Source organism: Streptomyces sp. NPDC002793 (assembly GCF_040295485.1).
Classification (GTDB): Bacteria; Actinomycetota; Actinomycetes; order Streptomycetales; family Streptomycetaceae; genus Streptomyces.
The window spans coordinates 1-21,633 of sequence record NZ_JBEOVL010000044.1; the positions used below are offsets into that span (position 1 = coordinate 1).

Consider the following 21,633-nt stretch of genomic DNA (forward strand, 5'->3'; position numbering starts at 1 on the left):
ATCGCAAGGCGGAGGGACGTCCGCATACTGGATGTATGGGGATGTTCCGACAACGCGGCGAGGTGCCGTAGCTGTCGTCGGGCGCCCGCCGGGAATTGCGGGACAGCCCTTACACCGGGTCCGGCCCCTTCTCCGCCGCGTCGGCGGGCCCGGCGGCCTCCGCCAGGTCCGCGGTGGCCGGGGTCAGCAGACGTGCGAGGAAGGACCGGGTGCGGGCATGACCGGGCGCGCCGATCACCTGCTCCGGGGTCCCCTCCTCCACGATGACCCCTCCGTCCATGAAGACCACGCGGTCCGCGACCTCCCGGGCGAAGCTCATCTCATGGGTGACGACGAGCATCGTCATCCCTTCGTCGGCCAGGGAGCGCATCACGGCCAGGACGTCTCCCACCAGCTCCGGGTCGAGCGCGGAGGTGGGCTCGTCGAAGAGCATCAGTTCCGGGTCCATGGCCAGAGCCCGGGCGATGGCCACCCGCTGCTGCTGGCCGCCGGACAACTGTGCCGGGTAGGCGGATTCCTTGTCGGTCAGGCCCACCCGGGCCAGCCGTTCGCGTGCGATCCGCGCCGCCTCCGCCTTGTCGCGCCCCAGTACGCGTCGCTGGGGGAGCGTCAGGTTCTCCAGCGCGGTGAGGTGCGGGAACAGGTTGAACGACTGGAAGACCATGCCGATCCGCCGGCGCACCTTGTCGATGTCCACGTCCGGGTCGGTGACTTCGGCGCCGCCCACCATGACCGTCCCCGACGTGGGCTCCTCCAGCAGGTTCACGCACCGAAGCAGCGTGGACTTGCCCGAACCGGACGGGCCGATGACGCACACCACCTCGCCCCGGGCCACGGAGAAGTCGATGCCCGCGAGCACCTCCAGCGTGCCGAACGACTTCCGCAGGCCCCGCACGTCGATCGCCGGACCTCCCCCCGCCGCCGCGCCGTCTGCCGTCGAGACCTCCTTCACCGCGGTCACCTCGCCTTCGCCGTACGCGCTTCGAGCCGCCGGACCAGGTGGCCGAGCGGCAGAGTGATGATCAGATAGCACAGACCGGCGATGAGGATCGGCGTCAGGCTGCGGTTCTGGTTGAGGGCGTCCCGGCCGAACTTGGCCAGTTCGTACTGGGAGAGCGACAGGCCCAGCAGGTACACCAGGGACGAGTCCTTGGTCAGCAGGATCAGCTCGTTGGTGAGCGGCGGGAGGACGATGCGCAGGGCCTGCGGGATGATGATGGACACCATGGCCCGGGTCTGCGACATGCCCAGCGAACGCGCCGCCTCCATCTGCCCCTTCGGGACCGCCTGGATCCCCGCCCGTATCGTCTCCGCCATGTAGGCGGCGCCGACGAGGCCGAGTGCCAGCATGACGGTCACGTACTGGTTGAGCGCCACCTGGAAGGCGAGCGGTACGCCGAAGCCGAGGGCGATGAAGACCAGCAGCGCGGGAACGCCGCGGAAGAACTCGATGTACGCCACGGCCAGCCAGCGGTACGGCGGGACGCGCGACAGTCTCATCAGTGCGAGCAGCAGCCCCGCGGCCAGTCCGAAACCGAAGCCGAGCAGGGTGTAGACCACGGTGTTGAGCAGGGCCGTGGTGATGATGTCGGGGAACTGTGCCTTGGCGACCTCGACGTCGAAGAACGCCCGTCGGATCTCACCCCAGTCGGCGGCCAGGGCGACGACGAGCAGTACGGCGGCGAGGACCGCGTACTGAGCGCCCCGGACGGCGCGGGTCCGTTGTCTGCGGGATAGGGACATCGGTAGCGGTTTCCTCACTTCTTGGGAGCGGCGGGGAACCACTTCTTGTAGATCCGGTCGTAACTGCCGTCGGATTTGGCGTCGGCGAGCACCGCGTCGATCTCCTTGCGCAGGGCGTCGTTTCCGGTGCGCACCCCGATGCCGTACTCCTCCCCCGTGTCGAACTCGGCGGTGACCTGGGTGTCCGGGTTCTTCCGTACGTACTCGAAGAGCACGCCGTTGTCGTTCACGGCGGCGTCGACCTGTCCGGTCTTCACGGCGGTGAGCAGCAGCGCCAGGTCCTCGAACTGCACGGTCGTCACGCCCTCGGCGTTCTTCTGTGCGTACGTCTCTCCCGTGGTGCCCTGCTGGACCCCGAGCTTCTTCCCCTTGAGGCTCGCCAGCGAGGTGAGGGAGGAACCCTTCTTGGCGATCAGGGCCTGTGTGGCGTCGAAGTAGCCGACGGAGAAGTCCAGGTTCTTCGCGCGCACCGGCGTGATCGTCATACCCGCCGCGGCCAGATCGCACTTGCGGGCGTTGAGGTCCTCGCCGGTCTGGATGCCCTCGAAGGGCGTGTCCACGATCTCCTGGGTGACATCGAGCTTCTTGGCGACCAGATCGACGAGGTCCACGTCGAAGCCGACGACGGCGTCGCCCTTGCGCACCTGGAAGGGTTCGTACGGCAGGTGTGTGCAGGTGGTGAGCTTGCCCGGGGTCACCAGCTCCAGTTCTGTTCCGCCGGACGCGGAGGGCTTGGTGCTGGTGCAGCCCGTGAGTACGGCGACCGCGGTGAGGGTGGCGGTGAATATGACAGGCAGTGCGGAACGAGCGGACACGACGTCTCCAGAGTTTGTCCGGTCAACGGCCCCACTTCGTCAGTGAGTTGCATTGATCTTGCCATCGGATGCGCCGGATCTCGCCTGTGGGGCCCGTGTTCCCGTGACCTGACGGTGCCGCAGAGGCCCGGCGCCTTCGCGCCGGACCTCTGCGGAGCTGCCTCGCCGCGCTCGGGCGGTCAGGCGGGGGACACGGTTCCGGTCCCCTCCCCCGCCGATCCGGACTCCTCGACGACCACGCGGTAGGGGCGGTCCGTGCCCTCCGCCGTGACGCGCGTACCCGAGTCGTCGCGTACGACGCGGAACGTCGCGGCCGGGCTGCCGGTCAGGTCCGGGACGGTGACCGTGCGCTCGTCCGGGCCCGCCCCGAAGACGCGCAGGGTCAGGCCGTCCAGCCAGTCGCCGTCCGGGCGCTGGTCGTCGGCGCCCCACGGCAGCACGGCGCCGTCCCTGACCAGCAGGGGCAGGCTGTCGAAGCCGTGCGTCTCGTGCCGCCAGGCGGGGCCGGTGACGCGCTCGCCGGTGAGCAGCGAGGTCCAGGTGCCCTCGGGGACGTAGTACTCGACCGCGCCGTCCTCGGTGAAGACCGGGGCGACCAGCAGGTCCGGGCCGAGCATGTACTGCCGGTCCAGGGTGCGGGAAGCGGGATCGCCGGGGAACTCCGCCAGCATGGGCCGCATCATCGGGATGCCCGTGCGGTGCGCCTCGGCGGCCACCCCGTAGAGGTAGGGCATGAGCCGGTGCTTGAGGAGGGTGAACTGCCGTGCCACGTCCACGGCTTCCTCACCGAACTCCCACGGCACGCGGTAGGAGACGTTGCCGTGGAGGCGGCTGTGCGAGGAGAGCAGGCCGAAGGCCAGCCAGCGTTTGAAGACCGCCGGGTCGGGCGTTCCCTCGAAGCCGCCGATGTCGTGGCTCCAGAATCCGAAGCCGGACAGGCTCAGCGAGAGACCGCCTCGCAGGGACTCCGCCATGGCGGTGAAGGAGGCGAAGCAGTCGCCGCCCCAGTGCACCGGGAACTGCTGTCCGCCGGCCGTGGCGGACCGGGCGAAGAGCACCGCCTCACCCGCGCCGCGCTCCCTCTCCAGGAGTTCGAAGACGGTGCGGTTGTAGATCTGCGCGTAGTAGTTGTGCATCCGCTCGGGGTCGGAGCCGTCGTGCCAGACGACGTCCGTGGGGATGCGCTCGCCGAAGTCCGTCTTGAAGCAGTCGACGCCCTGGTCGAGCAGAAGGCGCAGCTTGTCGTCGTACCAGGCGCGGGCGGCCGGGTTGGTGAAGTCCACCAGGGCCATGCCCGGCTGCCAGAGGTCCCACTGCCAGATGTCACCGTTGGGCCGCCGCACCAGGTAGCCGTGTTCGGCGCCCTCCGCGAACAGGGCGGACTTCTGGGCGATGTAGGGGTTGATCCACATGCTGATGCGCAGTCCGCGCTCCTTGAGGCGGGCCAGCATCCCCTCGGGGTCGGGGAAGACCTCGGGGTCCCAGAGGAAGTCCGACCACTGGTACTCGCGCATCCAGAAGCAGTCGAAGTGGAAGACGCTCAGCGGGATGCCGCGCTCGGCCATCCCGTCGACGAAGGAGGTGACGGTCTCCTCGTCGTAGGACGTGCAGAAGGACGTGGTGAGCCAGAGGCCGAACGACCAGGCCGGCGGCAGCGCGGGGCGGCCGGTCAGGGCGGTGTAGCGGGACAGTACGTCCTTCGGGGTCGGCCCGGCGACGACGTAGTACTCGATCGACTGGTCCTCGACGCTGAACTGCACCTGCCCGACCGACTCCGAGCCGACCTCGAAGGAGACCTTGCCGGGGTGGTTGACGAAGACGCCGTAGCCGCGCGAGGAGAGGTAGAACGGGATGTTCTTGTAGGCCAGTTCGCTGCTGGTGCCCCCGTCCGCCTGCCAGATGTCGACGGTCTGGCCGTTCTTGACGTAGGGGGTGAAGCGTTCGCCGAGGCCGTAGACGTTCTCACCGACGTCCAGGGCGAGTTGGGCGATCATGTGGTGGGCGCCGTCGGGCGTGGTCGCGAACGCCGTGCCCTTGGGGTCCACCCCGGTGAGGCGCCGGCCGTCGGCGTCGAGGAAGGTGAGGCCCCAGGGGCCGTCGCCGTCCATCCGCAACGTCAGGGGTCCGCTGGTGAGTTCGGTGACGGAACCGTCTCGGCGGGTGCGGGCCGCGGGCGCCGTGGTGTCGTCAGTGAGGAGCTCGAAGTCCGGCCCGCGCCGGGCCTTGCCCGCGTGATGGGTGGCGCGTACGCCGATGATGCCCTCCGCGGGGGAGAAGCATTCGACGGTGATGAGCGGAGTGTTGAGCGTGTCGCCTCGTGCGGCGACCCGCTTGACCGCGGCGTACGCGGTGAACCGGTCGGTGTCGACCCGGAGGTCACGGATCTCGGTGGCGTACGAGGCGCGGACGCCCTCACGCATCAGCCAGAAGCCGTCGGTGAACCTCATGCGGACTCCTTGCCGTGGATGACGTCGATGCGGGCGAGACGCACGGTCCCGGTGAGGTCGATGCACAGCTCGGGCACCACGCCGCGGAGGTCGGCCTCGATCTCGACGGCCCGGTAGTCGTACGGGCCGCCGGTGTCCGGGAACTGGATCACCGTGCCGAGCCCGCCTCCGCTCACGGAGACGGTCCCCGCCCCCGAGACCAGGAACGACAGTCCGGCCACTCCCTCGCCGAAGTCGCACACCCCGTAGACGAGGCGCCCCTCCCCGTCGGCGGAGGCGGGCGTGACGGCGTCTCCGTCGGTCTTCGCGCGGTCGACGATCTCCGTGCCCCGCTGCCAGTCGTAGTCGGCGGCCTCAAGCCCTCGTGACACCACCGGGCGAGGGCTCCATGTCTCGCCTTCGACGGTCACCGGGGCGGTGAGACGGATGTCGGCGCTCGACGCGCCCGCGAGGACCTCGTACGTGCCGGACTCGACGACCCACCGGCCGTGTGCCACGCTCCAGTGACCCAACTCCTCGACGGGTACGTCGAATTCGACGCGCTCCGACGCGTCCGGCGCGAGGTGCACCCGCCGGTGGGCGGCCAGCTTGCGCAGGGGCAGCTCTACTGGCCCACCCCGTCCCGTCAGGCGTCCCAGAGCGCGCCCCAGCCCCTTGTGGGCGGGCGGGCCCTCCCGCGAGGGATCCGCCGCCCGCACGTAGACCTGGGCCACCTCGTCGGCCGCGCGTCCACCGACGTTGGTGACGGTCAGTGATACCCGGAGCCGGTCACCGTCCACCTCCGCCCGGAGGCCGGAGTAGGTGAAGTCCGCGTAACCGAGACCGTGGCCGAACGGGAAGAGCGGAGTGCCCTGGAAGTAGAGGTACGTCTGCCGGGAGCCGATGATGTCATAGTCGAACAGGCCGGGCAGATCGCTGTCGCTCGCGTACCAGGTCTGCGGGAGCCTGCCGGCCGGGGACACGTCGCCGGCGAGGACCCGGGCGAGCGCCGTGCCCGCGGCCTGGCCGCCGTGCGCCGTCCAGAGCAGGGCAGGCAGCGCGTCCGCCGCGTCGTTGACGGCGTACGGGTAGGCGGAGGCCAGGACGAGGACCGTGCGCGGGTTGGCGGCGTGCGCGGCGCGCCACAGGCGGTCCTGCTGAACGGGGAGGGCGAGGGTCGTGCGGTCCTCGGTCTCGCGGCCGTTGATGTGGGGGTCGTTGCCCGCGACGACGATCACGGTGTCGGCGGCCGCGGCGACCCGGGCCACGGCGTCGGCGCCGTGCTCGACGGTCTCGCGTTCGAAGACCGTGGCGGCGTCCCGGGAAATCTTTTCGCCGGATTCGGCAACCTTCGCGCCGTCGGCGGCGACCGAGACGTATCCACCCGTCCCGATGTGCAGAAGGCGGTGCCCGCCGTCGTGCCCCTCCACCGCTTCGAGGCGGAACGTCTCCTGGACGACCCAGCCGCCCGGCTCGTCCGCGGACGCCCTGACGTATCCGTCGTCGGCGACCGACAGGTACAGCCCTTCGTCCGTGCGCAGGGTGAGGACGCCGTCGCCCCAGTCGACGAGGGCCAGTTCGGTGGCCTCCTCGCCGCAGGTCAGCGGGGGCAGGTCGGTACGGCCGGCGAGGAGGGCCGGGTCCAGGGCGCCTTCCGCACCCCGCGCCTCGGCGTCCGTCCTCCCGTCGGCGGCGGGTACCCGGAGCCAGCCGTCGGAGCACTTCAGCCGGATCCGGTCCACGCCTTCCGCGAAGAGGACGTTCTCGGCCCCGTACCGCTCGCGGATGCCGTCGAGCGGGGTCGAGCGGTGCATGAGCGTGCCGCTGTACCAGTCCAGCTTGCAGGCGTCCGCGAGGAGCCCGACCACCGCGACGGTCCGGCCCGGCTCCGGCCGCAGCGGCAGCAGCCCGTCGTTCTTCAGCAGGACGGCTGCCTGTTCCGCGGCTTCCAGAGCGAGCGCCCGGTGCTCCTCGGTGTCCAGGGCGTCGACCTTCGCGTACGGGTCGAGCTCCGGATCGAACTCGCCGAGCGCGAAGCGCATCGCGAGCAGCCGGCGGACCGCCGTGTCGATGTCGCTCTCGTCGATGAGCCCCTGGGCGAGCGCGTCGCGGATGCGGCCGGTCATGACCGTGGAGTCCGTGCCGTGGTCGGTGAAGCTGTCGACACCGGCCTTCAGGGAGGCGGCGGTGGCTTCCTCGTGGGTGTCGAAGTAGTGCTCGGAGTCGACCAGGTTGGAGGGTGCGCCCGCGTCCGAGCAGACGACGAGCGGCTGGTCGGTCCAGCTCCGCAGGTGCTGCCCCAGGAGCGGGGAGACGTGGTTCGGGCGTCCGTTGACCAGGTTGTAGGCGGGCATGACCCCGGCCACCGCTCCGGCCCGCACGGCGTCCCGGAAGGCCCTCAGGTCGTACTCGTGCAGCACCCGCGGGCGCACCGAGGAGGAGGCGGTGTCGCGGTCGGTCTCGTTGTTGTGCGCGAGCCAGTGCTTGAGTACGGGGGCGGTGCGCCAGTAGTGGGGGTCGTCGCCACGCAGTCCGCGGGTGTAGGCGACGGCGATGGCGGAGGTCAGGGCGGGGTCCTCGGAATACCCCTCCTCGCCGCGGCCCCACAGCGGGTGGCGCAGCAGGTTCACGGTCGGCGCCCAGACGTTGAGCCCGACACGGTCGTCCTGGGCGCGCTTGGCGCGCACCTCGTTGCCGACGGCCTCACCGATGCGGCGGACCAGGTCGTCGTTCCAGGTGGCGCCGAGACCGACGGCCTGCGGAAAGACAGTGGCGGGCCCCATCCAGGCGACCCCGTGCAGGGCCTCCTGTCCGGTCCGGAACGGGCCGAGGCCCAGCCGCTCCACCGCCGGGGCGAACTGGTGCAGCATCGCGATCCGCTCGTCGAGCGTGAGCCGTCCGAGCAGATCGTCGGTGCGCCGGGAGAAGGACAGCTGCGGGTCGCGGAAGGGAAGCGGATGGTCCGTCACGTGCGGGTCCCCTTGGAGAGGTGGGAGGTTTTCAGGGGCGTCGGGCAGCGAAGGGGCCGTCGACGCGGGGAGAAGATCTTTCGAAGCGCTTCGATGCTCTGCGGCCAACCCGCTGGGTGTCAAGGGTGCGGCAGGCTCAAAGAGACCCTTCCGGACACATCGAACCCTTGCCATGGCGGGAAACGGTTCGGAAACAGGTCGGAGGAATATCGAAACGAACTCTTGTGCGGCCGTAACCCTTCACTTAATCTCGCTGCAACATCGAAGCGCTTCGACGAGGCAGCCCGTTGACCGCTTCAGCCCAGCCGGTGCCGTTACCGACCGGCTCGGCCGGTAACGCCCCTACCTCAGACACAGGGCCGAGCGGCAGTCGCCGCCGCGGGCCGTCCTGTTGCACCACGAAGGGTTGACGCAATGACGCCGAACTCCCCCTCCGCACCCAGCCGGAGACGATTCCTGGCCTCTTCCGTGGTTGTCGCGGCAGCCGTGGGCGGCGGGATGCCGCTCCTCGCCGCCTGCGGCGGCGGTTCCGGTGGTTCGAAGAACGAGGGCACGACCACAGGTCAGAAGCTGAAGGACATCCTTCCGGCCTACGTGCCCTCGAAGGCCGTCACCCCTGACATCCCCAGCAAGAACGGCTCCGCCGACGGTTTCACCACGGCGCTCCCCGCCGACAAGCTGGCGGTGTCGGTGCCCAAGAAGCTGGGCAAGGGCAGCGAGATCAGCATCATGGCGCCGCTCTGGGGCACTTCGCCCGGTGAGGGCAACGCCTACTGGACCGCGATGGACACGGCCGCCGGCGTCAAGGTCAAGTGGCAGAACCAGGACGGCAACGTCTACGGGCAGAAGCTCGGCGCCGTGCTCGCCTCCAGCTCCATCCCGGACGCCGTCGTCGTCCCGGGCTGGGAACTCGGCGGCAAGATCCCGAGTGCCATCGCCAACAAGTTCGCCGACCTCGGACCCTATCTGTCGGGCGACAAGGTCAAGGCGTACCCCAACCTGGCGGCCATTCCCACCGGCGCCTGGCAGCGCGGCATCTTCGCGGGGCAGCTCCGCGGGATCCCGATGCCCGCCGAGGCCACGCCCAACATCACTCCCTTCTACCGTGCCGACATCTTCGAGGAGAAGGGATACGAGGTACCGACCACCACGCAGGAGTTCTACGACCTCTGCAAGGAGATCAACGCGCCCAGGAGCAAGGTGTGGGCGTGCAGCGACATGACGTGGTCGGCCTTCGTCTTCTTCGGAGTGCTGCCGGAGAAGCCCTACTACTGGCAGCTGGTCGACGGCAAGCTGGTGAACCGCTACGAGACCCAGGAGTACCTGGAGGCGCTGGAGTGGTCGCGCTCGCTGTACTCGGCCGGTTTCGTGCACCCGGACGCCAAGGCGGAGACGGGCGACATGCGCACCACCTTCTCCTCCGGCAACGTCCTCATGTACAACGCGGACATCTCCGACTGGTACGCAGCGACCGCCGTGCAGCGGCTGGACAAGCCGGACTTCCGGATGGGAGCGATGGACTTCTTCGCCCACGACGGCGGTGACCCCGTGATCTACGAGGCCTCTCCCTCGAACATCTGGTGCTTCGTCAGCAAGAAGGCCGACAAGAAGGTCGTCGAGGACCTCCTCGCGCTGGCCAACTTCACCGCCGCCCCGTACGGGAGCAAGGAACAGCGTCTGCGGGCGTACGGTCTCGAGGGCACGCACCACACGCTCAAGGACGGCGTCCTCGTCAAGAACGAGCAGGGCAACAACGAGGTCTTCGCCACCTACGAGTACGTCGCCACCTCCAAGCCGTACCGCGCCTACCCGGACTACCCGGACGTCGCCAAGGGGGTCATCGAGTGGCAGCAGCGTCAGGGCGCGCACCTGAGGAAGCCGCTGTTCCACGGGATGCAGATCCAGGAGCCCACCCGGTACACCGAGCTCAACGCGCAGTTCGAGGACCTGGAGAAGGACATCGTGCGCGGCCGCAAGAAGGTCGGCGACATGCAGCAGCAGGTCTCGGACTGGAAGACCCAGGGCGGCGACAAGCTGCGTGACTGGTACAAGAAGCTGCTCGACGAGACCGGCGAGTCGGCTTCCTGACATGGCACTGAGCACAGAGGGCCGGCGCGCGCGGGAGTCACGGACGCCGCCGGTCAAGACAGAGGCGTCCGGCGTACCGCCGGTCGCGAGCAAGATGCCGCTCCGGCACCGGCTGCGCCGGGATCGCACGATGATCCTGATGACGCTGCCGGCGATGGTGCTGTTGCTGGTCTTCGCGTACATCCCCCTGGCGGGCAACGTCGTCGCCTTCCAGGACTACGACCCGTACGTCGCGGACAACGCGTTCCAGGCGATCGCGCAGAGCCCGTGGGTCGGGTTCGAGTGGTTCCAGCAGATGGTGGACGACCGGCTGTTCTGGTCGGCGCTGAAGAACACGCTGGCGATCTTCCTGCTGCAGCTGACGCTGTTCTTCCCGGTGCCGATCCTGCTCGCGCTGTTCATCAACAGCTTCGTGCGGCCCCGGGTACGGGCGGTGGCGCAGGCGATCCTCTACCTGCCGCACTTCTTCTCCTGGGTCCTGGTCGTCACCGTGTTCCAGCAGATGTTCGGGGGCGCGGGGATCGTCGCGCAGACACTGCGGGAGAACGGTCACGAGGGTTTCGACCTGATGACCGATCCCGGTCTGTTCAAGTTCCTGATCACCTTCGAGATGATCTGGAAGGACGCCGGCTGGGGCGTCATCGTCTTCCTGGCCGCCCTGGCGGCCGTCAGCCCGGACCTCTACGAGGCGAGCGCCATGGACGGCGCGAACCGCTGGCGCCGGATGTGGCACATCACCCTGCCCGCCCTGCGCCCCGTGGTCGCCCTGCTGCTGGTGCTCCAGGTGGGCAACGCACTGACCGTCGGTTTCGAGCAGATCCTGCTCCAGCGCACGGCGGTCGGCCCGGGTGCCTCCGAGGTGCTGGACACCTATGTCTGGAACGTCGGTATCACCAACGGCGGGTTCAGTTACGCGGCGGCCGTCGGGATCGTCAAGGGAATCTTCGGTCTGCTGCTGGTCCTCGGGGCCAACAAGGTCGCCCATCTCATGGGTGAGCAGGGGGTGTACAAGAAGTGAGCAGCCTGCTCTCCGGTATGACCGGCTTGGCCGGTGTGAAGCCGGGAACGCGTGGCCGGCTGCGGCCGGTGTGGGAGGAGGAGCCGTCGAAGGCCGGCCTCACCTCCAAGGGTGTGGTCCTGGTCCTGATCTGCCTGGCCGTCCTCTTCCCGCTCTGGATCGTGATCGTCACCAGTCTGTCCTCGGTGAAGACCATCACCGAGGCCGGCGGACTGGTGGTGATCCCACGCGGCATCACGTTCGTCGCCTACCAGGAGCTCCTGGGCGGCGGCCAGGTCACCCGCGCGGCCGTGATCAGCATCTGTGTGACCGTGGTCGGGACGCTCTTCAGCATGGCCGTCTCGATCATGTGCGCGTACGGCCTGTCCCGGACCGGTTCCGTGCTGCACCGCCCGCTGCTGCTGTTCATGCTCGCCACGATGTTCTTCGGCGCGGGCCTGATCCCCACCTACCTGGTGGTGCAGGGGCTCGGGCTGACCGACTCCTATCTGGCGCTGATCCTGCCGAGCGCCCTGAACGTCTTCAACATCCTGGTCCTGCGGGCCTTCTTCATGAGCACCGCGCAGGAGCTCATCGAGAGCGCCCGCATCGACGGGGCCGGTGACTTCCGCATCCTGTGGCAGATCGTCATGCCGCTGTCCCGCGCGGTCATCGCGGTGATCACGCTGTTCTACGCGGTCGGTTACTGGAGCGCCTGGTTCAACGCGTCGATCTACCTCAGCGACCCGGACATGATGCCGCTGCAGAACGTGATGAACCAGTTGGTCCTCAAGCAGGAGCGGCCCACCGGTCTGACGCAGGTCATCAACACGGGCCAGCTGTCCCTGCTCGCCATCCAGATGGCGGTCATGGTGCTGGCGCTGATCCCGGTGGCGGTCCTGTCGCCGTTCGTGCAGAAGCACTTCAAGGAGGGCATGCTCACCGGCGCCGTCAAGGGCTGAACCCCGCACCGCATCCACCCCGTCACTCCCCCACCGGAGGGTCTTCGTCATGCGCGCCTCGTCCGTCCCGCAGTCAGAACCCGCCCCGCGCCCCCGGCGCCGTACCGTCCTGGCCGGGGCGGCGGTGGCCGCGGCGGCGGCGTCCGCGCTGCCTCCGGCGGGGGCCGCCGTGGCTTCCCCGCGGCCCGCGAGGACCCAGCCCCATCGCTGGCGCACCGCGGCGATCGGCGGCACGGGCTTCGTGACGGGTGTCCTGTTCCACCCGGCCGTGCGGGGTCTCGCCTACGCCCGCACCGACATCGGCGGCGCCTATCGGTGGGACGACCGGAAGGCCCGGTGGACGGCGCTCATCGACCACATCGGGTGGGACGACTGGAACCTGATGGGTGTCGAGGCGATGGCCGTCGACCCTGCGCACCCCGACCGGCTGTACCTGGCGCTCGGGACGTACACACAGGCGTACGCCTCCCCGGGTGCGGTGCTCCGGTCCGAGGACCGGGGCGCGACCTGGGCGCGTACGGATCTCACCGTGCGCCTCGGAGCCAACGAGGACGGCCGGGGCTGCGGCGAGCGACTCCTCGTCGATCCGCGCGACAGCGCGACGCTCTGGCTCGGGACGCGCCACGACGGGCTGCTGCGCTCCACGGACCGGGGTGCCACCTGGGCCGTCGACACCTCCTTCCCGGCCACACCGTCGGCGAACGGTCAGGGTGTCACGCTGCTGGTGGCGGCCGGCCGGACGGTGTACGCGGGCTGGGGGGACGGCGGCGCCGCGCTCCACCGCAGGGACGCCTCCGGCGGCTGGGAGGCCGTCCCCGGGCAGCCGTCCGCCGGAGCGTCGACGAGGGTGCCGGTCCGTGCGGCGTACGACGCGGGCAGCCGTGCGCTGTACGTGAGTTACGCGGACGGGCCGGGCCCGAACAACCAGACGGACGGCTCGGTGCACCGCCTCGACACGGTGACCGGGGCCTGGACCGACGTGACCCCGGTGGCCCCGGGCGCCGGCGACGCGTTCGGGTACGGCGGAGTGGCGGTGGACGCGTCCCGCACCGGCACCGTCGTGGTCTCCACGAACAACCGCTGGGGTCCCGTGGACACCCTGTTCCGTTCCACGGACGGCGGGGCGAGCTGGACCTCCCTCAAGGACACGGCGGTGCTGGACGTCTCGGAGACGCCGTACCTGAAGTGGGGCGGGGAGCCCAAGTTCGGCTGGTGGATCCAGGCCGTGGCCGTCGACCCGTACGATTCGCGGCACATCGTGTACGGCACCGGCGCCACGGTCTACGGGACACGGGACCTGGTCCACTGGGCTCCCGAGATCCGTGGGCTGGAGGAGACGTCGGTGCGCCAGCTGATCGCGCCGCCCTCGGGGGCCCGGCTGCTCAGCGGCCTGGGGGACATCGGGGTCATGCGCCACGACTCCCTGACCGTCTCCCCGTCGCGCGGCATGGCGTCGAACCCGGTCTTCGGCACGGCGACCGGGCTGGCCCTGGCCACGCTGAAGCCGTCGTACGTCGTGCGGACGGGCTGGCCCTCGGGGTCCGGCTCGGCCGGGGCGTACTCCCACGACAGCGGTGCGAGCTGGCGGCCCTTCGCCTCCCAGCCGCCGATCGCGGCCACGGCTCCCGGCCCGGTGGCGGTCTCCGCCGACGGGGCGACGCTGCTCTGGTCGTTCGTCCACTGGGACGGCACCAAGTACGCCGCGCACCGCTCCACTGACGGCGGGACGACCTGGGCCGAGGTGGCCACGTTCCCCAAGGGCGGCACCCCGGTCGCCGACCCGCTCGACCCGGCACGCTTCTACGTCTACGACACGGACACGGGCGCGGTCTTCCTCTCCACCGACAAGGGCGCGACCTTCACCGAGGGGGCGAAGGGGCTCCCCTCGGGTGATGTGCAGTTCCGCATCGCGGCGGCCCCCGGGCGCTCCGGCGACCTGTGGCTGTCCGCCAAGGAGGGCGGGCTGCTGCGCTCCACGGACGGCGGCCGGACGTTCACCCCGGTGGCCGGCTGCCAGGCCTCGTACGCCCTCGGCTTCGGCAGGGCCGCCCCGGGGAGGGGCCGGGCCGGATACCCGGCGGTCTTCCAGACCGGGCGGGCCTCCGCGACGTACGACGGTGTGGCGGTGCTGCGCTCGGACGACGCGGGGGCGACCTGGGTCCGGATCAACGACGACTCCCACCGGTGGGGGTGGACCGGTGAGGTCATCACCGGCGACCCCCGCGTCCACGGCCGTGTCTACCTGGGCACCAACGGCCGCGGTATCCAGTACGCAGACCCCCGGTAGAGCTCCCCGCGGAGACTCCCCGTATAGAGGAACGAGACGTCCATGCCGTCCCTGCACGACGCCACCCGTGGCCGCGTCCTCTTCGGAGGCGATTACAACCCCGAGCAGTGGCCCGAGGAGGTGTGGGCCGATGACGTACGGCTGATGAAGGAGGCCGGGGTCACCACCGTCACCGTCGGGGTCTTCTCCTGGGCGATGATCGAACCCCGCCCGGGTGCACGCGAGTTCGGCTGGCTGGACCGGCTCATGGACCTCCTGCACACCCACGGCGTCGGCGTGGTCCTCGCCACCCCGACGTCCTCGCCGCCGCCGTGGATGGGAGCGCTCCACCCGGAGACGTTGCCGCGCACCGAGGACGGGGCGGTCGTCAACTACGGTTCACGGCAGCACTTCTGCCCGAGCTCACCGGTGTACCGGCGTTATGCGGCGGCGCTCACGGAGGACCTCGCCGCCCGGTACGCGCACCATCCCGCGCTCACCGTGTGGCACATCAACAACGAGTACTGCACGCACTGCTGGTGCGACGAGACGGCCGCGCACTTCCGCCGCTGGCTGGCCTCCCGCTACTCCACCCTGGACGCGCTCAACGAGGCCTGGGGCACGGCGTTCTGGAGCCAGCGCTACGACACCTGGGCGGAGATCCTGCCGCCGCGCCGCGCCCAGTACATGCGTAACCCGGCGCAGGAGCTGGACTTCAAGCGGTTCACCTCCGACGCCCTGATGGAGTGCTACCTCGCCGAGCGGGACATCGTCGCCCGGCACACCCCGCACATCCCGGTGACGACGAACTTCATGCCGCTGTGGTCGGGCCAGGACGCCTGGGCGTGGGCGGAGCAGGAGGACATCGTCTCCGTCGACGTCTACCCGGACCCGAAGGACCCGCGAGGCGGGCAGTACAACGCGATGCTCGCCGACATGACCCGCTCGCAGGCCCGCGGACCGTGGATGGTGATGGAACAGGCGGCCGGGGCGGTCAACTGGCGTGCTGTGAACCACCCGAGGCCCGCCGGCCTCAACCGGCTCTGGTCGATGCAGTCGGTGGCCAGGGGCGCGGACGCGTTGTGCTACTTCCAGTGGCGGCAGTCCCGGCAGGGAGCGGAGAAGTTCCACTCCGGGATGCTGAGCCACGCCGGCGAGCACGGCCGCACCTTCCAGGAGGTCAAGCGGATCGGCGCCGAACTCGCGCTGCTCGGCCCCGAGGTGAGCGGCACCGGGGTTCCCGCCGAGGTCGCCGTGGTGCACGACTGGGACGCCTGGTGGTCGAGCACCCAGCAGGGCCGGCCGTCCTCCCTCGTCTCCTACCCGGAGCTGCTCCAGGCGTGGCACGGGGCCCTGTGGGAGAGCGGGATCGGCACCGACTTCGCCCGCCCCGAGGCCGACCTGAGCACGTACCGCATGGTGCTCGTCCCGCAGCTCCAGCTCCTCTCCGACGCGGCGACCGACAACCTCGTCGCGTACGTGCGGGGCGGCGGCACCCTGGTGTGCGGCTTCTTCACCGGCGTCGCGGACGTCGACGACCGGATCAGGCCGGGCGGCATGGACATTCGACTGCGTGAGCTGTTCGGGATCCGCACGGTGCACGAGTGGTGGCCGCTGGACGCGGACACGACGGTGGAGTGCGACGGTTTCGGCGGCACCCTGTGGTCGGAGGAGCTGGAACCCGACGGCACCGCGGAGACGGTGGCCGCGTACCGCGGCGGGGAGCTGGACGGGCTTCCCGCGGTGCTCCGCAAGGGCGGCGCGTGGTACGTCTCCACGCTGCCCGAGCCCGGGGCGCTGCGCGAGCTGCTCGGCCGGGTGGCGGCCGGGGCGGGGGTGCGGCCCGTGCTGGAGGGGCTGCCCGCCGGGGTCGAGGCGGTGCGGCGCGGCGCGCTGCTGTTCCTGCTGAACCACGGGCGGTCGCCCGTTCGGGTGGAGCTGCCGGGACGGCATCTGGACCTGCTCACGGGTTCCGAGGCCGACAGCGCGGTGGAGCTGGGCCGTTACGGCGTGGCCGTGCTCAGAAGCGTCTCCGCATGAACGACGGCACCTGGGAGCCCTGCCCCGCCACCCGCTGGGAGGACGCGTTCCTCAGCGGCAACGGCCGCCACGGGGCAATGGTGTACGGCGATCCGGCGGACGACCGAGTGATCGTCAACCACCACACCCTGGTGCGGCCCAACGGCAGCGAGGACCTCCGGCCGCCGGAGCTCGCCGACCGGCTCGGCCGCCTCCAGGACGCACTCCTGTCGGGGGACACGAGGGCGGCCGAGGACTTCGGCGCGGGACGTCCGCTGATGTGGGTCCAGCCCTTCCACCCGGCGTTCCGGACGAGCGTGCGCCGCGGCCGGGGGCTGCACGACGCCGTCGCCGGATACAGGCGCGAGGTCGACTTCACGACGGGCGAGGTGACCGCGTCGTACGAGGCGTGGCGCAGCAGCGTCTTCGTGTCGCGGGCCGACGACGTGATCGTCCAGCACGTCACCGACCCCGGGCTGACCGCCGACGTGTTCCTGGACCCCTGTCTTCCCGGTGCCCCCGCGCGGCTGGCGGTCGGCCGCTCCACGGTTCTCACTCCGGAGGGCGCGCACCTGGCTCTGCGGGTCGGCTATCCGGGCGGCGGGCTCGGGTACACGGGTGTCACCGTGGCGCGGGTGGACGGCGGCCGGGTGTCCGTGTCCGGGGAGGGGATCCGCGTCGAGGGGGCGCGGAGCCTCACGCTCATCACCCGGGTGGTCCGCTCGGCGGGCCACCCGGACCTCACGGAGCTGTGGGCCGCTCTGCCGCGTGAAGACCACGCCACGCTGCTGGCCCGCCACCTGCCGCCGCACCGGACCGCCTACGGGCGCGCCTCGTTCGTGCTGCGGGACGCGGCGCCCGGGCGGGAGCTGTCCGGCAGCGATCTGCTGCGTGCCCCGGAGTCCCCCGCGCTGCTGGAGCGGCTCTTCGCGGCGGGCCGCTACCATCTGCTCTCCTCCTCCGGGCTGTTGCCTCCCCGGCTGACCGGTCTGTGGACCGGCGACTGGGACACCGCGTGGTCGGGGGCCTTCACCACGAACGCCAACCTCAACCTGCAGATCGCGTCCGCCGCGGCGGCCGCCCTCCCGGAGGTCGCCGAGGCCCATGCGTCTTTGGTGTACGGCCAGTTGGCCGACTGGCGTGACAACGCACGGGCCCTGTTCGGCGCCCGGGGCGTCGTCGCGCCGTCCCACACGGACGGCGAGTCCGGCCACACCCGGCACTTCCAGCGTGCCTATCCGCTGCATCTGTGGACGGCGGGGGCGGACTGGCTGCTGCAGCCGCTGCTGGAGCACGCCGAGGTGGCGACGGGCTCCCCGGACACCGCCCTGACCGCCGCGCTGGTCGAAGTGGCCGTGTTCTACGAGGACTTCCTCAGCCGCGAGGACGGGAGCGGCAACGTGGCCGTCGTGCCCTCGTACTCCCCGGAGAACCGGCCGGCCAACGCGAGCTGGGGCACGGTGAACGCCACGATGGACATCGCCGCGGCCCGCCACGCCCTGACGACGGCCGCCGAACACGCCCCCGGGCACCCGTCGGCCGGCGTCTGGCGGTCACTCGCGGCGCGGCTCCCCGCGTACACGGTGAACGAGGACGGAGCACTCGCCGAGTGGGCGTGGCCCGGCCTGCGGGAGACGTACGACCACCGCCATCTGAGCCACCTCTACCCGGTGTGGCCGCTGGACGGGATCAATCCGTACGACACCCCGGAGCTGGCCACGGCCGCGCACCGCGCCCTGGAGCTGCGCGGCTCGGAGAACGACTCCGCGCACGGACATCTGCACCACGCCCTGATCGCCGCCCGGCTGCGGGACCCGTCCCGGGTGGCGGCGGCGCTGGGCGCGGTGCTGGGCGGCGACTTCTTCCACGATTCGCTGATGAGCGCGCACTACCCGGCCCGGAACGTCTACAACGCGGACGCGGCGCACACCCTGCCCGCCGCCGTGATCGAGTCGCTCGTCCAGTCGGCACCCGGCCGCCTGGTACTCCTGCCGGCCGTCCCCGCGGCGTGCCGGGAGGGTGAACTCCGGGGCGTGCGCACCCGGTTCGGCGCGCACCTGGACCTGAGCTGGTCGGAGACCGGCGCCACGGCCGTGCTGCGCCCCACCCGCGACGCCCGTGTCGATCTGCGCACGGGTGACGGTTTCGCCCTCACCGAGACCTCCGCCGGACGTCCGAAGGCTCCGCTGGAGCTGACGGCCGGCGTGGACCGCGTCCTCACCCTGGAGGCGCGGTAGCAGTCCTCCATCCCCACGTGGAAGGAACACACCCCATGGCACGAACCACCCTGACCAGGCTGCTCCTGGCCCCGACGGCGGCCGTGGCCGCGCTGATCGGCTTCGCGGCGGCTCCGGCCCATGCCGCCATCTGGACCTCTTCGGAGCAGTGGGGGAACTACACCACGTCCGACGGCTACATCCTCTACAACAACATCTGGGGCTCGGGAGCGGGCACCCAGACCATATGGGCAGACTCGTCGAGCGACTGGGGCGTGACGGCGAACCACCCGAACACCGGCGGCATCAAGTCGTACCCGAACGCGAAGAAGATCGTCAACAAGCCGATCACGTCGATCTCGTCGCTGACCAGCGACTACAACGTGACCGTCCCGGCCTCCGGGGCGTACAACACGTCGTACGACATCTGGGACACGGACTACGACTACGAGGTCATGCTCTGGGTCAACCACAACGGCGCCGTCGGTCCTCTCGGCACCTCGCAGGGGACCGTCAGCCTCGGCGGCCACTCCTGGGCCGTGTACAAGGGTGACAACGGAGCCAACGAGGTCTTCTCGTTCCTGCGGACCTCCGACTCGTCCGCCGGCACCGTGGACATCCTGCCGATCCTGAAGTGGATCAAGGACACCAAGGGCTGGTGGGGCAAAGAGACCATCGGTGACGTCCAGTTCGGCTACGAGATCACCTCGTCGTCCGGCGGTCTGGACTTCGTGACCAACGGATTCGGCGTCTCGTCGAGCTGATCCGGCCGGTGGCCGGGGGGTGTCCCCCGGCCACCTCGCCGGTCAGACCGGCGCGGGGCCCGTGCTCGCGCGTTCCGTCAGGACCGGCTTGAGCAACTCCACTTCGTCCGTACCCCGGCCGGTGAGTTTCGCGACCACCTGTTCCACCGCCCGGCGTCCCATCTCCTGTGCCGGGATGGCGACGGAGGTGAGCCGCACCGAGGCACCCGTGGCGACCTGTTCGGGGCAGACGGCCACGACGGACACGTCCTCGGGCACGGCGCGCCCCTGCTGCTGGAGCAGGTTGAGCAGCGGTTCGACGGCGGCCTCGTTCTGGACGATGAATCCGGTCGTCCCCGGCCGTTCGTCGAAGATCCGGCCCAGGGTGCCGGACATCGCGGCGTACCCGCCTTCGCAGGGCCGGTGCAGGATCCGCACCCCGGCCTCCCGCGCCTTGGCCCGTATGCCGTCGACGGTGCGTTCGGCGAAGCCGGTGTGCCGTTCGTAGACTGCGGCCGCCTCACCGATGACCGCCACCTCGCGGTGGCCGAGACCGGCGAGGTGGTCGACGCAGAGTGCCCCGGTGGCCTCGAAGTCGAGATCCACACAGGTGAGGCCCGAGGTGTCGGCGGGCAGGCCGATGAGGACGGCGGTCCGCCCGGAGTCGCGGAGCAACGGCAGTCGCTCGTCGTGGAGTTCGACGTCCATCAGGATCATGGCGTCCGCCAGTGAGCTCCCCGCGATCCGGCGGACGGCCGCGGGGCCCTCCTCGCCGGTGAGCAGCAGGACGTCGTATCCGTGGTTCCGGGCGCTCGTGGCGACGGCCATGGCGATCTCCATCATCACCGGCACGTACATGTCCGTGCGCAGCGGAACCATCAGCGCGATGATGTTGGACCTGCTGCTGGCGAGGGCACGCGCACCGGCGTTGGGGTGATAGCCCAACTGCTGGATACTGTGCTCCACCCGCTCCCGGGTGGAGGCCGAGATCGACCGCTTGCCGCTGAGGACGTAGCTCACCGTGCTCGCGGAGACTCCGGCGTGCTGGGCGACCTCGGCAAGCGTGACCATTCGGCTTCTCCCCTACAGATGGCGACCGCAAGGGAGAGCGGGTGAAGCGCTTCGACAGCGCCTTGCTGTGCTCCCCTTCGCACTCTGACGCGCACAGACACCGTGGAGCCTAGACTCGCTCACAGGCAGTGTCCAGAGTGGGAGTCGAAGCGCTTCGACCGCCGGATGCCGACCCCTTCCGCATACCGTGGCTCAGGATGCCGAAGGTGTCCAGCCTGCCAGCCAGTCGGCTGTCTCCTGCTGCGTAGCCTGCGCGTCACTGAGCTGCGGCCGGTCACCGCTCGCCGAACCGGATCCGGGCCCGGTGTTCCGGTACTCCGCGAAGCGGTCGTCCTTCCACGAGAAGCCGCTCATGTCCGTCCACGGCGCGGACTTGATCGCCGAGCTGAGGGTTGTGCCGCGGAAGGTCGCCATCGGGTCGAGCGAGGCGTCGCCGCCCGCGTGCCAGGGCCTGCCGAGGTGGAAGGAGGACGCCGAGACGTCGCCGTTGACGGTCGAGCCGGTGATCAGGAAGCCCTTGCGGTCGGCGGCCGTGCTGGGAGCGGCGATGTAACCGGCGGAGGTGCCGTTCCACCGCTTCTTCAGTGTGATGACCGACCTGTCGATCACGGCGGTGGCACGTCCGAAGATGAAGTCGACGTTGCCGATGACGTAGGAGTTGACCACGTAGACGCGGCCGAGCGTCGCCTTGGAGGCGGTGTCGAGCAGCAGGGTGTCCTGGTCTCCGCTGACGATCACGGAGTCGAGGAAGACCTTGTCCGCTGCGGTGCGCAGGGCGACGGCCTGGAGGCCGCTCATGTTCTGGTTGGCGCCTTCGTCGAAGTCGTTGGAGATCGTGAGGTTGCGGGCCTGGAAGCCGTTGGCCTCGGCCGCGACGGTGGCACTGCCGCTGGTCCCGTAGGTGCCGGAACCGTCGGGCTTCTGCGTGCCGGAGGCGTTGTTGTAGACGATGACGGTGTCGTTGCGGCTGGGACCGCTGCCCTGCAGGGTGACGTTCTGCTTGGTGGACGGGATCTTCACCAGCTCGCGGTAGGTCCCGGGCTTGATGGCGACCACCACCCGGGCGGTGTTGCCCGCCGGTATCGCGTTCACCGCTGCCTGCACGGTGGTGTACTGCCCGCTGCCGTCCTTGGCGACGGTGAGGGTGGTGGCCGCCGCGGCTCCGGATGCCGTGCCGAACACCTGGAGGCCGGCGACGGCCAGGAATGCTGCCGCCGCTGCCGTCGCCTTACGGGATACGGGCCGGAGGGTGGTGCGTCGTCGATGCGCTGCCATGGTGTGATCCGTTCGATGGGGAGGGAAGAGGTGGGGTTCCGGG

Annotated in this window: 14 protein-coding genes; 7 read left to right on the forward strand and 7 right to left on the reverse strand. The window is 70.3% G+C overall.

All coding sequences use genetic code 11. The features are described from left to right. Window positions 1–109: 109 nt before the first annotated feature. The 5 genes from ABT001_RS29845 to ABT001_RS29865 all read right to left on the reverse strand — a co-directional run bounded on the left by ABT001_RS29845 (window position 110) and on the right by ABT001_RS29865 (window position 7,953). A complete protein-coding gene (locus tag ABT001_RS29845; RefSeq protein WP_502967546.1) occupies window positions 110–961 on the reverse strand; it encodes an amino acid ABC transporter ATP-binding protein in 852 nt (283 codons plus the stop codon). Further along, window positions 958–1,743: an amino acid ABC transporter permease gene (locus tag ABT001_RS29850; protein WP_277330879.1), complete on the reverse strand. Its 786-nt coding sequence runs from the start codon at window positions 1,741–1,743 to the stop codon at window positions 958–960. The genes ABT001_RS29845 and ABT001_RS29850 overlap by 4 nt, the downstream gene beginning before the upstream one ends. A gap of 14 nt (window positions 1,744–1,757) precedes the next feature. Then, window positions 1,758–2,558, reverse strand: a complete 801-nt coding sequence (locus ABT001_RS29855) for an ABC transporter substrate-binding protein (protein ID WP_351283842.1) — start codon at window positions 2,556–2,558, stop codon at window positions 1,758–1,760. A 179-nt stretch (window positions 2,559–2,737) separates the two neighbouring features. Then, the gene (gene yicI, locus ABT001_RS29860) at window positions 2,738–5,005 is read right to left on the reverse strand and encodes an alpha-xylosidase (protein WP_351283845.1); all 2,268 of its coding nucleotides are present in this window, start codon (window positions 5,003–5,005) and stop codon (window positions 2,738–2,740) included. Then, a complete protein-coding gene (locus ABT001_RS29865; protein WP_351283848.1) occupies window positions 5,002–7,953 on the reverse strand; it encodes a glycoside hydrolase family 3 protein in 2,952 nt (983 codons plus the stop codon). The genes yicI and ABT001_RS29865 overlap by 4 nt, the downstream gene beginning before the upstream one ends. 414 nt (window positions 7,954–8,367) lie before the next feature. Between ABT001_RS29865 and ABT001_RS29870 the strand changes: the two genes are divergently transcribed. From ABT001_RS29870 to ABT001_RS29900, 7 genes are read left to right on the forward strand one after another with little or no spacing between them, the layout of a single operon-like run. Next, window positions 8,368–10,041 carry an extracellular solute-binding protein gene (locus tag ABT001_RS29870; protein ID WP_351283850.1) on the forward strand — a complete coding sequence of 558 codons (1,674 nt, stop codon included), beginning with the start codon at window positions 8,368–8,370 and terminating at the stop codon, window positions 10,039–10,041. 1 nt (window position 10,042) lies between these two features. Then, entirely contained in the window at window positions 10,043–11,059 is a 1,017-nt protein-coding gene (locus ABT001_RS29875; RefSeq protein ID WP_351283853.1) for an ABC transporter permease, read from the forward strand. A 17-nt stretch (window positions 11,060–11,076) separates the two neighbouring features. Then, on the forward strand, window positions 11,077–12,000 hold the full coding sequence (locus tag ABT001_RS29880; protein WP_351283948.1) for a carbohydrate ABC transporter permease: 924 nt from the start codon (window positions 11,077–11,079) through the stop codon (window positions 11,998–12,000). Window positions 12,001–12,049: 49 nt separating this feature from the next. After that, window positions 12,050–14,287, forward strand: coding sequence for a sialidase family protein (locus ABT001_RS29885; RefSeq protein ID WP_351283856.1), 2,238 nt, complete (start codon window positions 12,050–12,052; stop codon window positions 14,285–14,287). A gap of 42 nt (window positions 14,288–14,329) precedes the next feature. Beyond that, on the forward strand, window positions 14,330–16,306 hold the full coding sequence (locus ABT001_RS29890; protein WP_351283859.1) for a beta-galactosidase: 1,977 nt from the start codon (window positions 14,330–14,332) through the stop codon (window positions 16,304–16,306). Continuing rightward, window positions 16,303–18,522 (forward strand): glycosyl hydrolase family 95 catalytic domain-containing protein, encoded by a 2,220-nt coding sequence (locus tag ABT001_RS29895; protein WP_351283861.1) that lies wholly within the window; start codon window positions 16,303–16,305, stop codon window positions 18,520–18,522. The genes ABT001_RS29890 and ABT001_RS29895 overlap by 4 nt, the downstream gene beginning before the upstream one ends. A gap of 35 nt (window positions 18,523–18,557) precedes the next feature. Then, the gene (locus tag ABT001_RS29900) at window positions 18,558–19,265 is read left to right on the forward strand and encodes a glycoside hydrolase family 12 protein (protein ID WP_351283864.1); all 708 of its coding nucleotides are present in this window, start codon (window positions 18,558–18,560) and stop codon (window positions 19,263–19,265) included. A 42-nt stretch (window positions 19,266–19,307) separates the two neighbouring features. Here ABT001_RS29900 and ABT001_RS29905 read toward each other — a convergent pair whose 3' ends face one another. Next, on the reverse strand, window positions 19,308–20,315 hold the full coding sequence (locus ABT001_RS29905) for a LacI family DNA-binding transcriptional regulator (RefSeq protein ID WP_351283866.1): 1,008 nt from the start codon (window positions 20,313–20,315) through the stop codon (window positions 19,308–19,310). A 192-nt stretch (window positions 20,316–20,507) separates the two neighbouring features. After that, on the reverse strand, window positions 20,508–21,590 hold the full coding sequence (locus tag ABT001_RS29910) for a pectinesterase family protein (RefSeq protein WP_351283869.1): 1,083 nt from the start codon (window positions 21,588–21,590) through the stop codon (window positions 20,508–20,510). Window positions 21,591–21,633 lie beyond the last annotated feature (43 nt).